The 22130-nt window shown below is 68.2% G+C and carries 15 protein-coding genes and 5 tRNA genes; 12 read left to right on the forward strand and 8 right to left on the reverse strand.

The window, feature by feature from the left end; translation table 11 throughout:
• Positions 1 to 57: 57 nt before the first annotated feature.
• Positions 58 to 813: a glycerophosphodiester phosphodiesterase family protein gene (locus P8934_RS05900; RefSeq protein ID WP_278033358.1), complete on the reverse strand. Its 756-nt coding sequence runs from the start codon at positions 811 to 813 to the stop codon at positions 58 to 60.
• 149 nt (positions 814 to 962) lie between these two features.
• Here P8934_RS05900 and P8934_RS05905 point away from each other — a divergent pair, with 149 nt between their 5' ends.
• Together P8934_RS05905 and P8934_RS05910 are read left to right on the forward strand one after the other, a co-directional pair.
• A complete protein-coding gene (locus tag P8934_RS05905; RefSeq protein ID WP_133636136.1) occupies positions 963 to 1547 on the forward strand; it encodes a hypothetical protein in 585 nt (194 codons plus the stop codon).
• An 81-nt stretch (positions 1548 to 1628) separates the two neighbouring features.
• The gene (locus P8934_RS05910) at positions 1629 to 2606 is read left to right on the forward strand and encodes an NADPH:quinone reductase (RefSeq protein WP_278033359.1); all 978 of its coding nucleotides are present in this window, start codon (positions 1629 to 1631) and stop codon (positions 2604 to 2606) included.
• Positions 2607 to 2671: 65 nt separating this feature from the next.
• Here the strand turns inward: P8934_RS05910 and P8934_RS05915 are convergent, their stop codons facing one another.
• Complete coding sequence (locus P8934_RS05915) at positions 2672 to 3589, reverse strand: MurR/RpiR family transcriptional regulator (protein ID WP_278033360.1); 918 nt, start codon at positions 3587 to 3589, stop codon at positions 2672 to 2674.
• Positions 3590 to 3833: 244 nt separating this feature from the next.
• On the opposite strand from P8934_RS05915, the gene P8934_RS05920 reads away from it, so the two are divergent.
• From P8934_RS05920 to P8934_RS05935, 4 genes are all read left to right on the forward strand, one after another.
• Positions 3834 to 4640 carry an enoyl-CoA hydratase/isomerase family protein gene (locus P8934_RS05920; RefSeq protein WP_133635979.1) on the forward strand — a complete coding sequence of 269 codons (807 nt, stop codon included), beginning with the start codon at positions 3834 to 3836 and terminating at the stop codon, positions 4638 to 4640.
• 78 nt (positions 4641 to 4718) lie between these two features.
• Entirely contained in the window at positions 4719 to 6911 is a 2193-nt protein-coding gene (locus P8934_RS05925; protein WP_278033361.1) for an acetate--CoA ligase, read from the forward strand.
• Positions 6908 to 7714 (forward strand): enoyl-CoA hydratase-related protein, encoded by an 807-nt coding sequence (locus tag P8934_RS05930; RefSeq protein ID WP_278033362.1) that lies wholly within the window; start codon positions 6908 to 6910, stop codon positions 7712 to 7714. The genes P8934_RS05925 and P8934_RS05930 overlap by 4 nt, the downstream gene beginning before the upstream one ends.
• 129 nt (positions 7715 to 7843) lie before the next feature.
• A complete protein-coding gene (locus P8934_RS05935; RefSeq protein ID WP_278033363.1) occupies positions 7844 to 9745 on the forward strand; it encodes an SLC13 family permease in 1902 nt (633 codons plus the stop codon).
• 214 nt (positions 9746 to 9959) lie between these two features.
• Here P8934_RS05935 and P8934_RS05940 read toward each other — a convergent pair whose 3' ends face one another.
• The 4 genes from P8934_RS05940 to betI all read right to left on the reverse strand — a co-directional run bounded on the left by P8934_RS05940 (position 9960) and on the right by betI (position 16376).
• On the reverse strand, positions 9960 to 12422 hold the full coding sequence (locus P8934_RS05940; protein ID WP_278033364.1) for an acyl-CoA dehydrogenase: 2463 nt from the start codon (positions 12420 to 12422) through the stop codon (positions 9960 to 9962).
• Between the two features lie 153 nt (positions 12423 to 12575).
• Complete coding sequence (gene betA, locus P8934_RS05945) at positions 12576 to 14279, reverse strand: choline dehydrogenase (protein WP_278033365.1); 1704 nt, start codon at positions 14277 to 14279, stop codon at positions 12576 to 12578.
• Positions 14280 to 14288: 9 nt separating this feature from the next.
• The gene (betB, locus tag P8934_RS05950; protein WP_278033366.1) at positions 14289 to 15758 is read right to left on the reverse strand and encodes a betaine-aldehyde dehydrogenase; all 1470 of its coding nucleotides are present in this window, start codon (positions 15756 to 15758) and stop codon (positions 14289 to 14291) included.
• A gap of 12 nt (positions 15759 to 15770) precedes the next feature.
• On the reverse strand, positions 15771 to 16376 hold the full coding sequence (betI, locus tag P8934_RS05955) for a transcriptional regulator BetI (protein ID WP_208108479.1): 606 nt from the start codon (positions 16374 to 16376) through the stop codon (positions 15771 to 15773).
• Between the two features lie 183 nt (positions 16377 to 16559).
• Here betI and P8934_RS05960 point away from each other — a divergent pair, with 183 nt between their 5' ends.
• The 5 genes from P8934_RS05960 (at position 16560) to P8934_RS05980 (ending at position 18167) form a co-directional block, all read left to right on the forward strand.
• Positions 16560 to 17525 carry a choline ABC transporter substrate-binding protein gene (locus P8934_RS05960; RefSeq protein ID WP_133635972.1) on the forward strand — a complete coding sequence of 322 codons (966 nt, stop codon included), beginning with the start codon at positions 16560 to 16562 and terminating at the stop codon, positions 17523 to 17525.
• A gap of 84 nt (positions 17526 to 17609) precedes the next feature.
• Positions 17610 to 17686 (forward strand) — tRNA-Met (locus P8934_RS05965).
• A 145-nt stretch (positions 17687 to 17831) separates the two neighbouring features.
• A tRNA-Asn gene (locus tag P8934_RS05970) sits at positions 17832 to 17907 on the forward strand.
• Between the two features lie 61 nt (positions 17908 to 17968).
• Positions 17969 to 18044 (forward strand) — tRNA-Asn (locus P8934_RS05975).
• A gap of 47 nt (positions 18045 to 18091) precedes the next feature.
• Positions 18092 to 18167, forward strand: a tRNA-Asn gene (locus P8934_RS05980).
• A gap of 217 nt (positions 18168 to 18384) precedes the next feature.
• Here P8934_RS05980 and P8934_RS05985 read toward each other — a convergent pair.
• Positions 18385 to 20436 carry a carboxy terminal-processing peptidase gene (locus P8934_RS05985; protein ID WP_278033367.1) on the reverse strand — a complete coding sequence of 684 codons (2052 nt, stop codon included), beginning with the start codon at positions 20434 to 20436 and terminating at the stop codon, positions 18385 to 18387.
• A 143-nt stretch (positions 20437 to 20579) separates the two neighbouring features.
• Here P8934_RS05985 and P8934_RS05990 point away from each other — a divergent pair, with 143 nt between their 5' ends.
• Positions 20580 to 21878, forward strand: a complete 1299-nt coding sequence (locus P8934_RS05990) for a M18 family aminopeptidase (protein ID WP_278033368.1) — start codon at positions 20580 to 20582, stop codon at positions 21876 to 21878.
• Positions 21879 to 22022: 144 nt separating this feature from the next.
• Here the strand turns inward: P8934_RS05990 and P8934_RS05995 are convergent.
• Positions 22023 to 22099, reverse strand: a tRNA-Met gene (locus P8934_RS05995).
• Positions 22100 to 22130 lie beyond the last annotated feature (31 nt).

Raw genomic sequence — 22130 nt, forward strand, 5'->3', positions numbered from 1 at the left:
CTTGCCATGTTGCGGGCCGCCTTTCGAGGCGGCCCGCCTGCTGTGGGGAAGGGGAGGTCAGGCGTCGGGCAGATGGCCGAGGAAGCGCGCCGGGTCGTCGCTGATCACCGCTTCAACCCCCCATTGCCAGCGCGGGGCGAAGGCGGCGGGATCGTTGGCCGTATAGCAGAGCAGCCGGTAGCCGGCCTCGACGACCTCGCGAACGCGCGACGGCTTGAGGCGCCGCCAGTCGGCATGCACGCTGTAGGCCTGCACCGGCTCGCAATGCCGGCGCCAGTCGCGGCCGACCGCCTCGAAGAGCACGCCGAGCGCCAGCGCCTCGGGCCCGGCCAGGGCGCGCGCCTGGGCTAGCGCCGTGTCGTTGAAGGAGGAGACCAGGCAGCGTGCCGGCGACAGCGCCTCCATCACCGGGGGCAGGGCGGCCTCCACCAGGGCCCGGGGGTCCCGGCCGCGATTCACCTTGAGCTCCAGGTTCACCCCCATCTGCAGCTCGTCGAGCAGGGCCAGCATCTCCCCGAGGGTGGCCATGCGCTCGCCCAGGAAGGCGTCGCCGAACCAGCTGCCCGCGTCGAGCCGGCGGGCCGCGGCCAGGTCCAGGTCGGCGAGGCGTCCACGGCCATCGGAGCAGCGCCGGATGTTGGCGTCGTGCCAGATCACCGGTGTGCCGTCGCCGAGCAGCTGCACGTCCAGTTCCACCCAGGTGACGCCCGCGGCGTGGGCGGCGCGCACCGCGGAAAGGGTGTTCTCCGGGGCATGGGCGGATAGGCCGCGGTGGGCGATCAGGCGGGGCAGGGGGATGTCGGGGTGGGGCATGCTCGGTCGTCCTGGTCTGCGAGGCGCCGTCCACTGGCGGCGAGGAAGCGGCCTACAGCGTATCGCCATCCGCCATGGCCTGGATATGGTAGGCTGCGCGATTTCGACCCTGGTGATGGTGCCGGACCCGACGATGCGAGGAGCGTGAGATGAGAGTCGTGCATATCAAGAACCCCCGGCAGCGCGAGGCCTGCCTGGCCCGGCTGTGTGCCGAGGCCTATGGCCAGGAGGCGGGCCTCAGGCCGCTGGCCACCTTCGCCGGCACCCTGGGCGTGCTGGTCAAGCAGGAGGCGGCCAGGGTGCTGGCGCTGGTGGATGACCAGTCGCGCCCGGTGGCGCTGGCCCTGCTCGTGCTCGATGAGCTCGGCAGCAGCATGACCGTGATGCTGCTGGCCGAGCTTGACCAGGACCCGCAACAGGAGGGCGTGGCGCGGCCGGCCGAGCGCCTGGTCGCCGAGCTGGCGCTCAAGGCCCCCCTACGGGTCGATGCCCGGGATGCCGAGCAGGAGGCGCGCTTTCGCGACGCCGGCATCACCCGTTGGCTGGACGGCAAGGCCGGGATGCGGATCGGCCTGGGTCCCAAGCATCCCGCCACCTCCCTCGAGGACCTGCCCCGGGCACTGACCTTCGACGAGGCGGCGGTGATCCAGTCCTTCAAGCGTGACCGCAAGCAGTTCGATGACTACAAGGCGCGCTTCATCCGCGGCCTGGAAACCTTTCCCGCCACGCTCTGAGCGCGGCGCGACTTGACCCAGGGGGACCACGGCGCTTGACTGGTGGGCCCATCCCGAAGGCAGCACAAGGAAAGCACTCCCATGGCCAAGCGCATCCAGTTCGCCCGCACCGGTGGCCCCGAGGTCCTCGAGCTCGTCGACGTCGCCCCGGCCGAGCCGGCGCCCGGCGAGGTCCGTGTGAGGAACCAGGCCGTCGGCCTCAACTTCATCGACATCTACTTTCGCACTGGCCTCTATCCGGCCCCGTCGCTGCCCTCCGGTCTGGGCACCGAGGGGGCCGGCGTGGTGGATGCAGTGGGCGAGGGCGTCACCCACCTCAAGCCGGGGGACCGGGTCGCCTATGCCCAGGGGCCGCTGGGCGCCTATGCCGAGCAGCATGTGCTGCCGGCGGAGAAGGTGGTGGCGTTGCCCGCCGGCATCGACGTCGAGACCGCCGCCGCCAGCATGCTCAAGGGCCTGACCGTGCAGTACCTGCTGCGCCAGACCCGCGAGCTCAAGGGCGGCGAGACGATCCTCTGGCACGCCGCCGCCGGTGGCGTGGGTTCCATCGCCTGCCAGTGGGCCAGGGCGCTGGGCGTGAAGCTGATCGGTACCGTCAGTTCGCCTGAGAAGGCGGCGCTGGCCGAGCGCAACGGCGCCTGGGCGACCATCGACTATACCCGGGAGGACGTCGTCGCGCGGGTACGCGAGCTTACCGACGGGGCGATGTGCGACGTGGTCTACGACTCGGTGGGCAAGGACACCTGGGAGACCTCGCTGGACTGCCTCAAGCCGCGCTCGCTGATGGTCAGCTTCGGCAACGCCTCGGGCGCCGTGGAGGGGGTCAACATCGGCATCCTCAATCAGAAGGGGTCGTTGTTCGTCACCCGGCCAAGCCTCAACGGCTATGCCGACACCCGCGAGCGGCTGGAGTGGATGGCCGGCGAGCTCTTCGAGATGCTCCAGAGCGGCAAGGTGAAGGTCGATATCGCGCAGCGTTATCCGCTGGCGGAGGCCGGCAAGGCCCAGGAGGCCCTCCAGGGGCGCCAGACCACCGGCTCCACCATCCTGCTTCCCTGAAGGCCTGCGGCCAGTGACAAGGATCAAGGAGCAAGGTAACACCCTTGTGGCTGGCTCCTTGCCCCTTAACTGTGCTCCACATAGGCGCCCATCTCGCGCATCCGCGATTCGAAGCGTGCCACGTTGTCGACCAGGTCGTCGGGGCCGAAGGCCACACACTCGGCCAGCAGCACCTCGATCAGGGTGATCGCCGAGAGGATCGAGGGGAAGAAGTGCGGCGTGGCATTGGCCACCGGGAAGGTGATGCTGGCGCCGGGGACCAGCGGCGAGCGCATGGTGTCGGTAACCACGATGGCATTCACGCCGTTGGCGCGGGTGATCTCCAGGGCCCGCATGGTCTCGGCACAGTACGGCTCGAAGCCGAAGGCGATCACCACGTCCCCCTCGCCGAAGGGGGCCAGCTCGGTGAGCAGGCCACCTTCCTGCCCGCGGATGAGGTAGATGTCGGGCATGGCGATGCGCCCCACGTAGGCGAAGTGGTAGGCGCAGGCGAAGGTGTCGCGAAAGCCGACCACCGCCACCTTGCCGGCGCCCAGCAGCAGCCGGGCCGCCTCGCGGACCTTCTTCTGGTTGTCGGCGGTGAACAGCCGACCGATGTTGTCGAAGGCCGCGTCTCCCACGTCCAGGAACACCTGATCATCGGTCTGGTTGGCCAGGCTACGCAGCTGGCTGGCCCGCCCCGAGAGCTCCACCGGACCGGCCTGTACCGCCGACTGGAACACCTCGCGGAACTGTTCATAGCTCTCGAACTCGAGCCGCTTGGCCAGCCGCATCAGCGTCGAGGGCGTGACCTCGGCGGCCGTGGCCGACTTGCGGATCGACTGGAAGGCGATCTCCACCGGGTGTTCCAGCACGTAGCCGGCGGCCAGCTTGAGCTGCGGGCTCAGCTCCGGATACGCCTCGGCCAGCTGCTGGTTGACGGCATCCAGTCCCGCCGGGGCCTCCGGCAGCGCCTCCTGGCTCGGGGTCTGCGGTTCCAGCACGCGGTTCTCCTCAGCTGATCATGTTGATGGCATCCGCCCATCGTGGCAGCGCGCATTGTAACGCATGCGGGCCGGCATGAATGAAACAAATGTGTCCCATGGCAAAAAACCATGACACGGATGTATTGACGCCTCTCCGGATTGTCGTCTAGGATGCCGGCAAAACAGACGTGCCTCATTGTCAAAGTGACTGATACGTTTGTTTCATTCATCGTCAGCCACTCCAGGAACGACCGAACCCGACATGAGCCACTCCGCCAAGCATCCCGCCTACGAGACCCTGATCACCCAGCGCCACGGCCAGGTGATGGAGATTCGCTTCAACCGGCCCCATCGCCTCAATGCCGTGGTCGAGACGCTGTATACCGAGCTGCTCGATGTCCTCGCCGTCGTCTCCGCCGATGTCGATATCCGTGCCGTGATCCTCACCGGCGAGGGTCGCGCCTTCTGCGTCGGCGCCGACATGAAGGAGCATGGCAGCGCCAAGCGTTCGCTGTTCCAGCGCCGCCAGTACCTGCAGCTGGGCAACGACGTCTGCGAGGCGATCCTGCGTCTCAACAAGCCCGTCATCGCCGCCGTCAATGGCTATGCCCTGGGGGCCGGCGCCGAGATGGCGGTCTCCTGTGACTTCATCCTGATGGCGGAGGATGCCCAGATCGGCTTCCCGGAGACCAGCATCGGCACCTGCGTGGGCGGCGGTGTCTCCAAGCTCCTGCCCGAGCTGGTGGGCCTGGCCCAGGCGCGCCGGCTGCTCTTCACCGGCCGGCGCATCGATGGCGAGGAAGCCACCCGCATCGGCCTGGCGACCTCCAGCTGGACCGCCGACTCCCTGCTCGACGAGGCCCGCACCCTGGCCGGCGAGCTGGCGAAGCAGGCGCCGGTCTCCATCGCCATGCTCAAGCGGCTGGTCAACCAGGGCAGCGACACGAACCTGGAGAGCCAGCTGCAGCAGGAGCTCGATGCGGTCTTCACCTGCTCCACCACCGAGGACTGGCAGGAGGGCGTCGACGCCTTTGCCGAGAAGCGCACCCCCCGGTTCCAGGGCAAGTAATCACGATCTTCCCTGCCCGGCCGGCTGCCGGGCCCGTTGTCACCGTTCAACGACCCTTGCGGTCAAGGTCATCAGCACATGAATCCCATCGAAGGACACCTCCCGACCCGCAGCCCGCTGCACGACATCCTGGCGCCGACCGGCATCGCGGTGATCGGCGCCTCCGCCGATCCCACCAAGCGGGGCTACAAGGCGATGGTCGGCCTGATCAAGGACGGCTATCGCGGCGACATCTACCCGGTGAACCCCAAGGCCGACATGATCCTCGGGGTCAAGGCCTGGCCCTCGGTCACGGCGATCCCCGGCAACCCCCAGCTGGCGCTGATCTGCACGCCAGCGGCCACGGTGCCGGGGCTGATCGCCGAGTGTGGCCGTCGCGGCATCAAGGGGGCGGTGATACTCGCCAGCGGCTTTGCCGAAGTCGGCGGTGAGGGTGCGGCGCTCGAGCGCGAGATGATGGCCAAGGCCGAGGCGCACGGCGTGCGGATCATCGGCCCCAACACCTCGGGCGTGTTCAACCTGCATCACCATATCAACCTGCTGGCGCTGGATAACGTCAGGCCGGGCGACGTGGGCATCATCTCCCAGTCCGGCAACATGCTGCTGTCGCTGGCCCTGGAGGCCCAGCACAACGGCCATGTGGGCTTCTCCACCTACGTGGGCCCCGGTAACCAGAGCGACATCGGCTTCAACGACTACCTGCGCTACCTGGGCGAGGACGAGCACACCCGGGTCGCTACCCTCTACGTGGAAGGCTTCCGGGACGGCCGCAAGTTCCTCGAGGTGGCCCGTGACGTCACCGCCATGAAGCCGGTGGTGGTCTACAAGTCCGGCTCCACCGAGCAGGGCCAGAAGGCCGCCAGCTCCCACACCGGGGCCCTGGCCGGCAGCTACGCCATGACCGTGGACCTGCTCAGGCAGTCCGGGGTCAGCGTGGTGCAGTACTCCGACGAGATCCTCCCGGTAGCCGAGGGCCTGGGGCTGCTGCAGAAGTCCCGCGGCAAGCGGGTGGCGGTGATCTCCGACGGCGGCGGCCAGGCCACCATCGCCTCCGACCGCCTGGCCGAGGCGGGCCTGGAGCTCGCCGAGCTCTCCGAGGCCACGCGGGCGAAGCTGCGGGAGGTGCTCTTCCCCCAGGCGTCCACCGTCAACCCGGTCGACGTGGCCGGCTCCACCGACGCCAATCCCTCGCTGCTCGCCACCTGCATGGAGATTGTCGCCGCCGACGACAATGTCGACAGCGTCTTCCTGGTGGGCATGTTCGGCGGCTACAGCATCCGCTTCGCCGAGTCGCTGCTGGGCGACGAGATGCGTGGCGCCGAGGCGATGGTGGACCTCTCCAACGCCACCGAGAAGCCGCTGGTGATCTACAGCCTCTATACGCCGATCAAGCCGCCGGCGCTGCGTCGCCTTCACGAGGCGGGCCTGCCGGTCTATGCCTCCATCGAGCAGTCGGTCCGGGTGCTTGCGGCGCTGGGCGAGCGCGGCCAGTACCTGGCCCAGGCCAGTGGCCAGTCCCGCGAGACCCCGGTGGAGGCCCGTCCCGAGCTCACCAGCATGTTCCGGCAGGCACGGGCCGAGGGGCGTGACCTCTTCGAGTACGAGGCCAAGCAGCTGCTGCGCGACCACGGCGTCGAGGTCCCGGAGGAGCGGGTGGTCAGGAACGAGGCCGAGCTTGCCGCGGCAGCGTCAGCGCTTGGCGAGACGCCGCTGGCCATGAAGGTGGTCTCGAAGGACATCCTGCACAAGTCCGACGCCGGCGGCGTGAAGCTCAACGTGGTGGGCGAAGCCGCCATGCGGGATGCCCGCGAGGCGATCCTCGACGCCTGCAGGGCCTATGACGCCAACGCCGAGATCGAGGGCGTGCTGGTGACGCCCATGGCGAAGAAGGGCGTTGAGGTGATCGTCGGGGTGATCCGCGACCCGATCTTCGGGCCGGTGCTGATGTTCGGCCTCGGCGGCATCTTCGTCGAGATCCTCGAGGACGTCGCCTTTCGCGCCATCCCGCTGTCGCGCCATGACGCCCGCTCCATGGTGGAGCAGATCAAGGCGAAGCGGATCCTCGAGGGGGTGCGCGGCGAGTCCGCGGTGGACAAGGAGGCGCTGGTCGACCTGCTGCTCAAGGTGTCGAGCATCGTCGCCGCCTACCCGGACCTCAAGGAGCTCGACCTCAACCCGGTGATCGTCAACGCCGACGGCTATGCGGTGGTGGATGCCCGGGTTATCGTCGACCGTGACACTGCTGCCACCGACGAGGACGCCCGAGCATGAGCCTGACCCGACCGCAACTGACCGATGCCCGCCTGACGCTGGAGGGGCGGGTGGCCACCCTGACCCTGGATCGCCATGACGTGCGCAATGCCCTGACCGGCACCGCCCTGGTGGATGACATCGTGGCCGTGGCCGACTGGGTCAATGCCTGCGATGAGGTCTCCGTGCTGGTCATCACCGGCGCGGGTTCGGCCTTCTCCGCCGGGGGCAACGTCAAGGACATGGCCGAGCGCGGCGGCGACTTCGCCGGCGACGTGGCCGAGGTCGCCAGCCGCTACCGGCGGGGCATCCAGCGGATTCCGCTGGCCCTGCAGGGCGTGGAGGTGCCGATCATCGCCGCGGTCAACGGCCCGGCCATCGGCGCCGGCTTCGACCTGGCCAACATGGCCGACGTGCGCATCGCCTCCCGCAAGGCCAAGTTCGGCGAGACCTTCCTCAACCTGGGGATCATTCCCGGCGACGGCGGTGCCTGGTTCATGCAGCGCCTGATCGGCTATCAGCGTGCCTTCGAGCTGACGCTCTCCGGCCGGGTGATCGATGCCGAGGAGGCGAAGGCGTATGGCATCGTGCTGGAGGTCACCGAGCCCGAGGCGCTGCTCGAGCGCGTCGGCGAGATGGCCGGGCAGATGGCGGCCCAGCCCCCCAAGGCGACGCGACTGACCAAGCGGCTGATGAAGATGGGCAGCCGCATGGAGCTGCCCGACTTCCTCGACCTCTGTGCGACCTTCCAGGGTATGTGCCACAACGAGCCCGAGCACCTCGAGGCCGTCAATGCCATGCTGGAGAAGATGGCCAGGAAGTAGGCCTCGCGACACCTCAACCCGACGGACCCGGCCATTGCCGGGTTCTTCGCATCCGGGCGGGCGAAAGGGCTGGCTTTTCTGTCCCGCGGCTGGTGTGCTTGAGTCTCCATGAAGGGACAGGGAGGTGTCATGGCCGACAGCACGCTGGTCTTCATTGTCCTGGGACTGACGCTTGCCGCCTTCGTCTGGGGGCGCTTCCGCTACGACCTCGTAGCCCTCTCGGCGCTGCTGGGCTCGGTGATCCTGGGACTGGTGCCAGGCGAGGAGGCCTTCCTCGGCTTCGGCCACCCGGCGGTGATCACCGTGGCCGCGGTGCTGGTGCTCAGTCGCGGTTTCGAGCGCTCCGGCGTGGTGGACGTGATCGCCCAGCAGGTGCTCAAGGTCGGGGAGCGGCTCTTCCTCCAGCTTGCCGCGCTGACCGGGACGGTGGTGGTGCTCTCCGGCTTCATGAACAACGTCGGGGCCCTGGCGCTGCTGCTGCCGGTGGCCATGCGCCTGGCCCGGGAGCACGACACCTCGCCGTCATTGCTGCTGATGCCGCTGGCCTTCGGCTCGCTGCTGGGCGGGCTGACCACCCTGATCGGCACCCCGCCCAATATCATCATCGCCAGCTACCGGGGCTCGGTCATCGGCGAGTCCTTCGGGCTCTTCTCCTTCTCTCCCGTGGGCGTGGCGGTGGCCCTGGCCGGGCTCGCCTTCATCCTGCTGATCGGCTGGCGGCTGGTGCCCCAGCGTGCCGGCAAGGCCTCCACCGAGGAGATGTTCGACACCGCCAACTACCTGGTCGAACTCGAGGTGGACGAGGAGGCGAAGGCCAACGGCTGGACGCTGCGAGACCTGCACGAGGCCCTGGAGGAGACCATTCCGGTGCTCGCCGTGGTGCGCGATGACCGGCGCCGCGCCGGCCATGCCTTCCATGGTGAGCTGCGAACCGGCGACATCCTGCTGCTGGAGGCGGGCCCCGAGGAGATGAAGCTGCTGGAGGACAAGGCGGGGCTTCGCGTGGGCAAGGAACCCGAGGAAGGTGACGAGACGGCGCAGCAGGCCGAGACCGACGACGATACGCGGGAAGCGGCAATGCCGGCCAAGGACCCGGCGGCGCAGGGCAGGGCGCATGACGAGGAGGACGAAAAGGGGAGCAAGAAAGAGAAGAAAAAGAAGAGCGTTGATACCGAGGGGCTGCAGCTGGTCGAGGCGGTGGTGCGCAACGACTCCATGATGGTCAATCGCACCGTCGGCCAGCTGCGCCTGCACAACCAGTTTGGCCTGCACCTGGTGGCCGTGGCCCGCGACGGGGGGCGCCTCAAGCAGCGCCTGCGCGACATCCGTTTCCGCCCGGGCGACGTGCTGCTGCTGCAGGGTGGCGAGAGCGAGCTCTCCGAGAGCCTGGCGACCCTGGGCTGCCTGCCGCTGGCCAGCCGCAACCTCTCCCTGGGACAGCCGCGCCTGCTGCTGGTCTCCCTGACCATCTTCGCCGCGGCCATCCTGGCCATCCTGCTGGGCGTGCTGCCCGCGGCGGTGGCGCTTGCCACGGCGGCCCTGGCCTCGCTGCTGGTGGGGGTTCTGCCGCTGCGTGAGGGTTACCAGGCGATCGACGGCCCCGTGCTGGTGCTGCTGGGCGCCATGATCCCGGTGGGCGAGGCGCTGGAGACCAGTGGCGGGGCGGCGCTGATCGCCGACGCCCTGCTGGGCTGGGGCGGGCAGTGGCCGGTGGTGGTCACCCTGGTGGGGCTCTTCGTGATCACCATGATGCTCTCCGACATCATCAACAATGCTGCGGCGGCGGTGCTGATGGCCCCCATCGCCGCAAGCCTGGCGCGCGGCTTCGAGGTGTCGGTGGACCCCTTCCTGATGGCGGTGGCCGTCAGCGCGTCCTGCGCCTTCCTCACGCCCATCGGCCATCAGTCCAACACCCTGGTGATGGGCCCCGGGGGCTATCGCTTCGGGGACTACTGGCGCATGGGCCTGCCGCTGGAGGTCGTGGTGGTGGCGGTGGCCATTCCCATGATCCTGATGGTCTGGCCCCTCTAAGGAGCCTGTCGGACTTAACGCTGATCTACTGCGAGATCCGGCCTTCCGGTCAATTTTATTCGATCTGATTCGTTAAATAGCGGGCTATTCGCCTCATCAGATCGATAAACTTGTCTCGAAATCCGAATCTCTCGTGACGATCGGTCAAATCCGACAGGCTCCTAACAGAACGCCCCGGCAGATGGCCGGGGCGGGAGGGTGGCGTGGTGGCCGGTCAGGCCATGGCCGATGGCTCCTCGGTATGCCACAGGACCCGGGACTTGTCGGTGACGAAGGCGTCGTAGGCAAAGTCGTCCACGCTGAGCAGCTCCAGCACCTCGGCCTCGCGCTCGCGCATGAAGGTGGCATCGTCTTCGCTGATGATGCCGGCTCTGGCTGCCTCCTCCACCTTCTGCTCGGGGTGCAGGGCGTGCGCCGGCAGTTCGCCCTTGGCATGGGCCTTCTGGACCTGGCGGTAGAGCTTTTCGGCGCGCTCCTGGGTGGCGAGCAGGGCGTTGTAGTGGGCGAGGGGGTTGTCCCGGCTGCCGTCGTTCTCCTGCCAGGTGGTTTCCAGCAGGTAGCGGCGCAGCGCCGTGTCGCGGGAGACGGCCTGGGCGATCTCGCGGGTCAGGGCGTCCTGAGGGCGCTTCCAGCGGCGGCCGGCGGGCATCACGACGATGCGCAGCAGCCGGCCCAGGGCACGGCTCGGCAGGTTGTCGAAGAGCTCGTCCAGGGCCTGCTCGGCACGACCCAGCAGGAAGCGGCAGCCATAGTGCAGCAGCGCGGCCTCGCCCTCGACCTTGTCGCCCTCGTGCCACTGCTTGAGCGTCATCGAGGCGAGGTACAGGTTGGAGAGCACGTCGCCCAGGCGGGCCGAGAGCATCTCCCGCTGCTTGAGGGTTGAGCCGAGGCTCGCCATGGCGGCATCGGCGCACAGCCCGAAACCGGCGGAGAGGCGGGCGACGTCCCGGGCATAGGGCGCGGCGACCTCGTCGAAGGGCACGGCCGCCCGGCCGATTCCCAGGCCCTGGGTGAGGGCACGGGCGGCATTGCCGAAGATCAGCCCGGCGTGGCCGAATAAGGCGCGGTCGAAGGCCTGCAGGTCGTCGGCGTCCTTGGCGGCCAGCTCCTCGAGCACGTAGGGGTGGCAGCGGATCGCCCCCTGGCCGAAGATCATCAGGTTGCGGGTCATGATGTTGGCGCCTTCCACGGTGATGGCCACCGGATTGGCGCTGTAGCCGATGCCGAGGTAGTTGCGCGGCCCCAGGGTCACCGCCTTGCCGCCGTGGATGTCCATGGCGTCGCCGAGGATCTGGCGCTGGAACTCGGTGAGCTGGCTCTTGAGGATCGCCGAGGGCACCGCCGGCTTCTCGCCGTGGTCGATGGTGTTGGCGGTCTGGTAGACCGCGGCCCGGGAGACATAGGCCAGCGCGGCCATGCGTGCCAGGGGCTCCTGGACCCCCTCCATCTCGGCGACCGGCACGTTGAACTGGCGGCGGATGCGGGCGAAGCCGCCGCTCCAGCCGAGGGCGTAGCGGGCGGTTCCGGTGGCGCCGGAGGGCAGGGTGATGCAGCGGCCGATGGAGAGGCACTCCACCAGCATTCGCCAGCCCTGGCCGATCATCTCGGGCCCGCCGATGATGGTATCGAGCGGTACGAAGACGTCCTTGCCCTTGATGGGGCCGTTGAGGAAGGGGCTGCCGATGGGGTGGTGGCGGCGGCCGATCTCCATGCCCGCGGTGTCGCGCGGGATCAGCGCCAGGGTGATACCGCGATCGCTCTCCTCGCCCAGCAGGTGGTCGGGGTCGAAGAGACGGAAGGCCAGCCCCACCACGCTGGCAATGGGCGCCAGGGTGATCCAGCGCTTCTCGAAGTTCAGGCGCAGGCCCAGCACCTCCTCGCCGTCGACCTCCTGCCGGCAGACCACGCCGGTATCGGGGATGGCCGTGGCATCACTGCCGGCGCGGGGGCCGGTGAGGCCGAAGCAGGGGATCTCGCGCCCGTCGGCCAGACGCGGCAGGTAATGGTCCTTCTGGGCCTCGGTGCCGTACTTGAGCAGCAGCTCGCCCGGGCCGAGGGAGTTGGGCACGCCCACCGTGACCATCAGCGTCTCGCTGACCGAGAGCTTCTGCAGCACCAGTGACTGGGCCTTGGCAGAGAAGCCGAGGCCGCCGTACGCCTGGGGGATGATCATGCCGAAGAAGCCTTCCCGCTTGAGGTAGTCCCACAGCTCCTGGGGCAGGTCGGCGCGCTCCCGGGCGATCTCCCAGGCGTTGCACATGCCGGCGGCCACGCTGCACTGGTGGTCGAGGAAGGCCCGTTCCTGCTCGGTAAGGCCCTCGTCGCGGTACCCGAGCAGCGCCTCCCAGTCTGGACGCCCGGTAAAGAGCTCGCCGTCCCAGGCCACGGTGCCGGCTTCGAGTGCTACGCGCTCGGTGTCCGAGACCTTCGGCGACACCTTCTTGAACAGGGTGAAGAGGCGCGGTGACAGCCAGCGGACGCGCAGCGAGGGCAGGCCGGCCACCGCCACCCCGGCGGCGCCGGCCAGCAGCAGCACGCCCAGCAGGGTAGAGGCGAAGAGCAGGCTGGCCAGGCCGGTCACGGCGAGCACGGCCAGGGCGGGCAGGGCACCCGCCTCGCGGCGCATCACCGCGAGCAGGCCGATGATGGCCGCGAGCAGCAGGATCAGGGTGAGCATGGGGAGACTCCGGTTGTTGTCGACGGCAAGAATTCGAACAAATGTTTGAATTCTTGCAGACTAGCTCACATCCTTGCAACCGGCCAGTGCCCACCCATGCGCCCCGCGCTGCAGGGCAGGGCGGGGCGCATGGGTGCCGAGGCACTGGCGCGGTCAGTCGAGGCGGCGCCGCGGCTCGCCGCGGGCGGGGGCGTCGCCCGCCACGTAGTAGGGGGCGTCGCTTCGCGGCAGCGGCTCGCGGCCGCGGATACGGTCGGCGATCTTCTCGGCGAGCATGATGGTCGGCGCGTTGAGGTTGCCGGTGGGAATCACCGGGAACAGCGAGGCATCCACTACCCTGAGCCCTTCCACGCCGTGTACCCGGCCCTGGCCGTCCACCACGGCATCGTCGCCCTCGCCCATGCGGCAGCTGCCGCAGGGATGGTAGGCGGTCTCGGCATGGGCCTTGACGAAGGCATCCAGTTCGGCGTCGGACTGCACATCCGGCCCCGGCGAGATCTCCCGGCCGCGGTAGGGATCGAAGGCGGGTTGGGCGATGATCTCGCGGGTCAGGCGGATGGCATCGCGGAACTCCTGCCAGTCCTTCTCCCTGGACATGTAGTTGAAGAGGATGCTCGGCGCGGCCTCGGGATCCCGGGAGGTGAGGCGGATGCGGCCGCGGCTCTCGGAGCGCATGGAGCCCACGTGGGCCTGGAAGCCGTGGGCCTGCACCGCGCTCTTGCCGTTGTAGCTGATGGCGATGGGCAGGAAGTGGTACTGCAGGTTGGGCCATGCTTCCTGGTCATTGCTGCGGATAAAGCCCGCCGCCTCGAACTGGTTGCTGGCGCCTACGCCCCTGCCTAGGAAGAGCCACTCGGCGCCGATCTTCGGCTGGTTCCACCACTTCAGCGCCGGGTAGAGCGAGATCGGCTGGGTGCACTCGTACTGGATGTACATCTCCAGATGGTCCTGGAGGTGGGCGCCGACGTTGTCGTTGACCTGCACCGGCGCGATGCCGAACTCGTCCAGGACCGCCTTCGGCCCGATGCCGGAGCGCTGGAGGATCTGCGGCGAGGCGATGGCCCCGCCGCACAGCAGCACCTCGCGGCGGGCACGGGCCTGGCGTTCCCCGCCCTTGCGATTGCCCTTGACAGAGTAGCGCACGCCCACGGCTCGCTTGTCCTCGAACTCGATGATGTCGGTGAGGGCGTGGGTCTCGATGGTCAGGTTCGCGCGCCCCCTGGCCTGGTCGAGGTAGCCACGGGCCGTGGAGGCGCGCCGGCCGTTCGGGGTGACGAAGCGGTCCATGGGGCCGAAGCCCTCCTGCTGGTAGCCGTTGACGTCCTCGGTCTCCGGGTAGCCGGCCTGCTTGCCCGCCTCGATGAAGGTGCGATACAGAGGGTTATTACCCTCTTTGGGGGTCGTGACACTCACCGGCCCGTCGCCGCCGTGATAGGCGTCGGGGCCGATGTCGCGGGTCTCGGACTTGCGGAAGTAGGGCAGGCAGTCGGCGTAGGTCCAGTCCGTGAGGCCCGGCGCCTTGGCCCAGCCGTCATAGTCCAGGGCGTTGCCGCGGATGTAGCACATGCCGTTGATCAGCGAGGAGCCCCCCAGCCCCTTCCCACGGCCGCACTCCATGCGTCGCCCATCCATGTGCGGCTCGGGGTCGGTCTCGAAGGCCCAGTTGTAGCGCTTGCCCTGCAACGGATAGGCCAGGGCCGCCGGCATCTGGGTGCGGAAGTCGAAGCGGTGGTCGGGGCCGCCGGCCTCGAGCAGCAGCACGCTGACGCCCTCGTCCTCGGTCAGGCGAGTGGCCAGCACGTTGCCGGCCGATCCCGCACCGATGATGATGTAGTCGAATTCACGGGTCTGTGACATGGGGTCTCCTTAAAATACCGACTCGAAGGGGCCCATCTCGATCTGCACCGACTTGGTCTGGGTGTAGTGGGCCAGGGTCTCGAGGCCGTTCTCGCGGCCCACGCCGGACTGCTTGTAACCGCCTACCGGCATCTCGGCGGGGGACTCCCCCCAGGTGTTGATCCAGCAGATGCCCGCCTGTAGATGGTGTATCACCCGATGGGCGCGGTTGAGGCGCTCGGTGAAGACCCCGGCGGCCAGCCCGTAGTGGGTGTCATTGGCCCGGCGGATCACTTCCTCCTCGTCATCGAAGGCGAGGATCGCCATGACCGGGCCGAAGATCTCCTCGCGCACGATGCGCATCTCATCCGTGCAGTCGGTGAATACCGTGGGGGCCGCCCAGGCGCCGTTCGCCCGCTCGCCGTCGTTCCAGGCCTCGCCACCGGCCAGCACCGTGGCGCCTTCCTGCTTGCCCAGGGCGATGTAGGAGAGCACCTTTTCCTGGTGCTCGAAGCTCACCAGGGGACCGAAGTTGACGCTGGGGTCCAGCGGGTCGCCGGCCCTGATGCGCGCCACGCGCTCGGCAATCCTCGCCTCGAAGGCCTCCTTGACGGCGCTCTCGACGAAGACCCGGGTGCCGTTGGTGCAGATCTGCCCGCTGGAGTAGAAGTTGGCCATCATGGCGGCGTCGGCGGCGCGGTCGAGGTCGGCGTCGGCGAAGACGATCAGCGGCGACTTGCCGCCCAGTTCCATGGTGACGTCCTTGAGGGTGGAGCCTCCGGCGGCGGCCATCACCTTCTTGCCGGTCCCCACCTCCCCGGTGAAGGAGACCTTGTCGATGCCGGGGTGCCCGGTCATCAGGGCACCGACGCTGCCGTCACCGTGGATGACGTTGAACACACCGTCCGGCAGCCCGGCCTCGGTGAAGATCTCGGCGAGCCGCATGGTGGTCAGCGGAGTGACCTCGCTGGGCTTGAAGACCACGGCGTTGCCGGCGGCCAGTGCCGGGGCGCTCTTCCAGCAGGCGATCTGGATGGGGTAGTTCCAGGCACCGATGGCGCCGATCACCCCCAGCGGCTCGCGGCGCGTATAGACGAAGGAGTCCTCGCGCAGCGGGATCTGGCTGCCCTCGATGGCCGGCGCCAGGCCGGCATAGTACTCGAGGACGTCGGCGCCGGTGACGATGTCCACCGCGGCCGTCTCGCTGATCGGCTTGCCGGTGTTGCGGGTCTCGAGTTCGGCGAGCTCGTCATTGCGCTCCCTCAGGAGCGCCACGGCGCGGTTGAGGATGCGGCTGCGCTCCATGCCGGTCATCGCCGCCCAGGCGCGCTGGCCCTTGCGGGCCGCGGCTACGGCGGCGTCCACGTCGGCCTCGGCGGCCTGCTGCACCTCGGCCAGTGGTGAGCCGTCGTAGGGGTTGACCACCGAGAAGGTCTCGCCGGAGGTGGCGGCCGTGCGACGGCCGTCGATGTAGAGGGTCTGGGTCTCGAGGGATGGCATGGTGACCTCCATTCAGGAAGGGGAAAGGGTGTCTCGGCTGTCGAGCAGGCGATCGAGGTAGTCCCGGGCCAGGCGACGCGCCTCGTCGCTGTCCAGGCCCTCGAGGGTCAGGGCACCGCGCAGCCACAGGCCGTCGATCAGGGCGGCCAGTGCGCGGGCACAGGCGCGGGCCTCATCACGGGGCATCAGGCGGCGGAACTGGTGGCAGAGGTTGGCGTAGAGGCGACGGTCATTGACCTGCTGCAGGCGCGCCAGCTCGGGCTTGTGCATGCTGCTGGCCCAGAAGGCCAGCCAGGTCTTGGCCACCGGCCCGGTGACCTGGCTGCGGTCGAAGTTGCCATCGATGATGGCGCCGATATGGTCCCGGGGGCTCGTGCTGGTGAGCTCGCGCCGCCGCGCCGCCACCGCCTCGCCGAGATCGCTGAGGATCTGGCGCATGGTGGCCTCCAGCAGGCCATCCTTGCCGCCGAAGTAGTGGCTGATGATGCCGGCGGAGACGCCCGCGTGGCGGGCGATGCGCATCACCGTGGCATCGGCCAGGCCGACCTCGTCGATCGCCGCCATGGTGGCCTTGATCAGCTGCTGGCGGCGGATGGGTTCCATTCCAACCTTGGGCACCGTTGCTGGCTCCTTTCCCGGGGAATTGATCTTGCAACCACCACGTGAAGCATGGTTACCATGTGCACAGCTTGCCATTTTTTTATTGAACGTTCAATCAATAAAGAGCCTGGCCAAGGATATCGCTGGCTCGTGGTGCTGCCACCGCGGCTATACTTCAAGTCTCACAAGAGGAGTGTCTCCATGCTCACCCGCAACCTGAACCGTCGCCTGACCCTGGGGCTCGGCGCCGCCGCCCTCGGTCTCTCCGTCTCGCCGCTGCAGGCCGCCGCCCCCGAGAGCTGCGAGACGGTCCGTTTCGCCGAGGTCGGCTGGACCGATATCACCGCGACCACCGCGCTCACCACCGAGGTACTCGAGGCACTGGGCTATGACACCCGCATCGATACCGTCTCCGTGCCCATCGCCTATCAGGGCATGAAGAACGGCGACTTCGATGTCTTCCTGGGCAACTGGATGCCCTCCATGGCCTCGATCAGTGATCCCTACGTCGAGGATGGTGATATCGATCGCCTGGGGGCCAACCTCGAGGGCGCCAAGTACACCCTCGCGGTGCCACAGTATGTCCACGATGCCGGCGTCACCTCGGTGGAAGACCTCGCCGAGCATGCCGAGCAGTTCGACAGCCAGATCCACGGCATCGAGGCCGGCAACGACGGCAACCAGCTGATCCAGCAGATGATCGACGACGACGCCTTCGGCCTGGGGGACTGGCAGCTGGTCGATTCCAGCGAGGCCGGCATGCTCGCCGAGCTCAGCGCCCGGGTGCCGGATGAGAAGTGGATGGTGTTCCTCGGCTGGGAACCGCATCCGATGAACACCAACTTCGACATGGCCTACCTGGCAGGTGCCGATGACTACTTCGGTCCCGACCTCGGCGGCGCAACCGTCTACACCAATACCCGTAGCGGCTATGTCGAGGAGTGCGCCAACGTCGGTGCGCTGCTGGAAAACCTCGAGTTCACCCTCGAGATGGAGAACCAGCTGATGGGCCAGATCATGGACGAGGGCGAGGATCCCCGTGATGCCGCCCGTGCCTACCTGCAGGCCAATCCCGAGGTCCTGGAGGGCTGGCTCGAAGGCGTCGAGACCCGCGAGGGCGAGCCGGGGCTGCCGGCGGTCAAGCGCGCCCTCGACATCGAGGCGTGAGGGTCACGCGGGCTTGCCATGCGGTGGGCCCGCGTGCATAATCCCACCCCGTTGCCCGGCTGCGGTCGGGCAAGCCGTTGATAAGGCTACGTAGCTCAGCTGGTTAGAGCACATCACTCATAATGATGGGGTCCCCTGTTCGAATCAGGGCGTAGCCACCAGGATCCATAGAAAAGCGCCCGCCAGGCCTTGCCCTGGCGGGCGCTTTTCCATGGTGCCCGGTGCGCCTTGCGAGGGCGCGCGGTGCCAATCCCCGCTTGACCTTGCGGGCCCGATCCGTATACTACGCCCCGTGCTCGAGGTCATTCCCCGATAGCTCAGTTGGTAGAGCAAATGACTGTTAATCATTGGGTCGCAGGTTCGAGTCCTGCTCGGGGAGCCAGCTTCGCTCATGCAGCGGAGGAACTCGTCAACCTGACGAGCACATTGCGGCATGCGGTCATTCCCCGATAGCTCAGTTGGTAGAGCAAATGACTGTTAATCATTGGGTCGCAGGTTCGAGTCCTGCTCGGGGAGCCAACCGCTCCTAGCTGCCTGCCGCTTCCCCACGCATTATCCTGCATCGTTCCCCGATAGCTCAGTTGGTAGAGCAAGTGACTGTTAATCACTGGGTCACAGGTTCGAGTCCTGTTCGGGGAGCCAGTCCTGTCTGGCCGTCACCCTGTCTTGCCTTGCCTGTCGCGCGATGCCTCATCGGCTTCTGCCTGTTAGCGCCTGCCCTTTCTGCGTCTCATTGTCGCCCGGACCGCCTGCGGCCTGGTTCTGCCGCCTTGGCGCTTGTCTGCTAGGCGAGAGGAAAAGACGCCGGGCCCGAAGGCCCGGCGTCGCATGTCGCATCCGCTGACAGGGGAGGGCGGGCTCAGGTGCCTTTCGCGTAGTGCCAGGTGCCCTCGAGCTGGGTGTAGTCGAGCAGGATCTGGGCCGCCTCCAGGATCTGGGCGCGGTCGACCGGCTCCTCCTCGCTCTCCTCCTCGTCGCGGGCATCGATCCACTCCTCCAGCGGCTCCAGCCCCAGGGCGCGCCGGCGCTCGTTCTCCAGGGCGAGCTGTTCGGCCTCCTGGGCCTCCACCTCGCGCTGACGCTGCTCGCGATTGAGGCTGACGCTGGTGTGCTGCTCGCGAAGCCGGTTGGCCAACTCGGACTGCTGCTCGAGGTAGTGGAAGTTGGGGTGCTGCTCGGCACGCTCGTTATGGCGACTGCGCAGTGTCTCCAGGTACTGGCGGGGCTCGCCATAGGTGCGGTACTGCACCTCGCGCACCGTGTCCCACTCCAGGGCGTTGTCGAGGCTGCTCTCGCCGATCAGCTCCGGGTCGATCAGGCTCGGGAAGCGGATGTCCGGCTCCACGCCGCGATGCTGGGTGCTTTCCCCGGAGATGCGATAGAACTTGGCGCGGGTCAGCTTGATCTCGCCGTGGGAGAGCTCGTTGAGGGTCTGGACCGTGCCCTTGCCGAAGGTGTCGGTGCCCACCACCAGGCCACGGCCGTAGTCCTGGATGGCGCCGGCGAAGATCTCGGAGGCCGAGGCCGAGAGGCGGTTGACCAGCACGGCCAGGGGGCCATCGTAGAGGGTGCCGCTCTCGGTATCGCCGTAGAGGCTGATGCGGCCGCGGGCATCGCGGACCTGCACGGTAGGCCCGCGGTCGATGAACAGGCCGATCAGCGAGTTGGCCTCCTGCAGGGCGCCGCCGCCGTTGTTGCGCAGGTCGAGCACGATGCCCTCGACGCCCTCGGCCTGGAGTCGCTCGACCTCCCTGGCCACGTCGCGGGTGGTGCTGCGGTAGTCCTCCTCGCCGGCCTGCCAGGCATCGAAGTCCACGTAGAAGGTGGGGATCTTGATCACCCCGAGGCGGTGGGTGCCGTCGTCCCGGGCGATCTCGACCACCTCGCCCTGGGCGGCCTGATCCTCCAGGTCCACGGTGTCGCGAGTGATCTCGATGACCTTGGAGCGCGTCATGTCGACGGCCTGGGCGGGCACCACGTCGAGGCGCACCACCGAGCCCTTGGGGCCGCGAATCATGTCGACCACGTCGTCGAGGCGCATGCCCACCACGTTGACGATCTCCTCGCCCTCCTGGCCCACGCCGACGATGCGGTCGGCCGGCTGCAGGGCGCCGGCCCGCTCGGCGGGGCCGCCCGGCACCAGGCTCGAGACCTTGACGTACTCGCCGTCGGCCTGGAGCAGGGCGCCGATGCCCTCCAGCGAGAGGCGCATCTGGATGTCGAAGGACTCGCCCTGGCGTGGCGAGAGGTACTCGCTGTGGGGGTCGATGCTGCCGGTCACCGCGGCCATGAAGAGGCCGAAGACGTCCTCCTCGTTGGTCTGGCGCAGGCGCGACAGCTGCCCCTCGTAGCGCTGGCGCAGGTTGTCCTCCACCTGCTCGGCGTCCTGGTCGCTGATGGCCAGGGTCAGGGCGGCGTTCTTGAGCCGCTTCATCCACAGCTCGTCCAGGGCCGCCTCGCGGCCGGCCCAGGGGGCGTCCTCACGCTCGAGTTCCAGACGCTGCTCGCTGTCGAAGGCGAAGTCGACGCCCTCGTCGAGGCGGTCGAGCAGCCACTCGAAGCGCGCCTCGGCGCGCTCGTGGTAACGCTGATAGAGGGCAAAGGGGCGGGACAGGTCGCCGTCGAGCAGTGCCTCGTCCATGCCCGTTTCCAGGTCGCCGAAGGCGGCCACGTCGCGGTCGAGGAGGTAGGCCCGCTGGCCATCGAGAATGTCCAGGAAGCGCGAGTAGGCGCGCCGTGACCAGTCGTCGTCGAGGCTGACATCCGCATAGTGGCCGTAGCGCAGCGACTCGGCCACTTCCGCGGCCACCTGGCGCTGGGCGTCGCTCGGCTCGACGGCGGCCAGTAACGGCGTGGTGGCCAGCAGCAGGGCCAGGGCCGCTGAACGCCCAAGGGTGACAAACAGGCTCATCGATGAAGCACTCCCCGATTCGTGTACACTTACTCTCTATCCAGACTCCGACCCGGCTGACGAGTTGCATGGACCGAACGGTCATTGTATCAGCTTGGTCGTGCCGCCAAGACCCCTGAAATGCCCCGCGATAGAGGAATTCCATGTCCCAGGATGCCCGACTCGAGCGGCTGCTCGACTTCCTGCGTCGATCCCCCACGCCCTGGCATGCCACGGCCAACATGGCCAGGCGCCTGGAGGAGGCCGGCTACCGGCGTCTCGAGGAGACCGAGGCCTGGCGCCTGTCGCCCGGTGAGCGTGTCTACGTCACCCGCAACGACTCCTCGATCGTCGCCCTGCAGCTGCCGTGCGAGCGACTCACGGCGCTGCGCCTGGTCGGTGCCCATACCGATAGCCCCGGCCTGCGCCTCAAGCCCAACCCCGCGCAGAGCGCGGCGGGCTGGCTCCAGCTCGGCGTCGAGGTCTATGGCGGGGCCCTGCTGGCGCCCTGGTTCGATCGTGACCTGGGGCTGGCCGGGCGGGTGCACCTGCGTCACCCTGACGGCCGCATCGAGGGCGTGCTGCTCGACGTGGAGCAGCCGCTGGCGATCATCCCGAGCCTGGCCATCCATCTGGACCGCGAGGCCAACAACGGTCGTGCTATCAATGCCCAGACCGAGATGGCTCCGGTCCTCCTGCAGGGCGGGGGGCGGCCCGACCTCGAGCGGCTGCTCGCGGGTTGGGTCACCGAGCAGCACGGGCTCGAGGACGTCGAGCTCCTCGAGTTCGAGCTCGCCTTCCGTGACATGCAGCCGCCGTCACGGGTCGGCGTCGACGGCGAGCTGATCGCCAGCGCCCGCCTCGACAACCTGCTCTCCTGCTTCATCGGCCTGGAGGCCCTGCTCGAGAGCGACGGTCGCCAGGGGGCGGTGCTGGTGGCCAACGACCACGAGGAGGTGGGCAGCGCCAGCGCCTGCGGCGCCCAGGGGCCCTTCCTCGGTGACGTGCTGCGGCGGGTGAACGAGCAGCTCGGCGAGCCGGGGGAAGAGGGCTTCATCCGCCTGATCCAGGCCTCCCGGCTGATCTCCTGCGACAACGCCCATGCCCTGCACCCCAACTTCCCGGACAAGCACGATGCCGGCCACGGGCCGGTGCTCAACGGCGGGCCGGTGATCAAGGTCAATGCCAGCCAGCGCTATGCCACCAACAGCGCCACGGCGGCGCTGTTCCGTGATCTCTGCCGCGCGGCCGAGGTGCCGGTGCAGAGCTTCGTGACCCGGGCCGACATGGGCTGCGGCAGCACCATCGGCCCGATCACCGCCACCGAGCTCGGCGTGCCGACCCTGGACGTGGGCGTGCCCCAGTGGGCCATGCACTCGATCCGCGAGACCGCCGGCGCCCGGGACGTGGAGTCCCTGACGCGGGTGCTCACCGCCTTCTTCGATCGCCCCGAACTGGCCTAGAGTGACGTACGAGAGGCGCCGGGAGACGTATTCACAGTGCCTGCCCGGCACCCCGGGGCCTGCTCCCGGGTAAGCCTCGAGTCCGGATGGGCATGTGTTGCAATACGAAAAACCCGGCGCCAGGGGCGCCGGGTTTTCGGTATCTGGTGGCTACGCCCTGATTTGAACAGGGGACCCCATCATTATGAGTGATGTGCTCTAACCAGCTGAGCTACGTAGCCGAACAACGGGGGCGAAGTCTACGGAGTTTGC

This window comes from Halomonas sp. CKK8, from assembly GCF_029625235.1.
Taxonomy (GTDB): Bacteria; Pseudomonadota; Gammaproteobacteria; order Pseudomonadales; family Halomonadaceae; genus Halomonas; species Halomonas ventosae.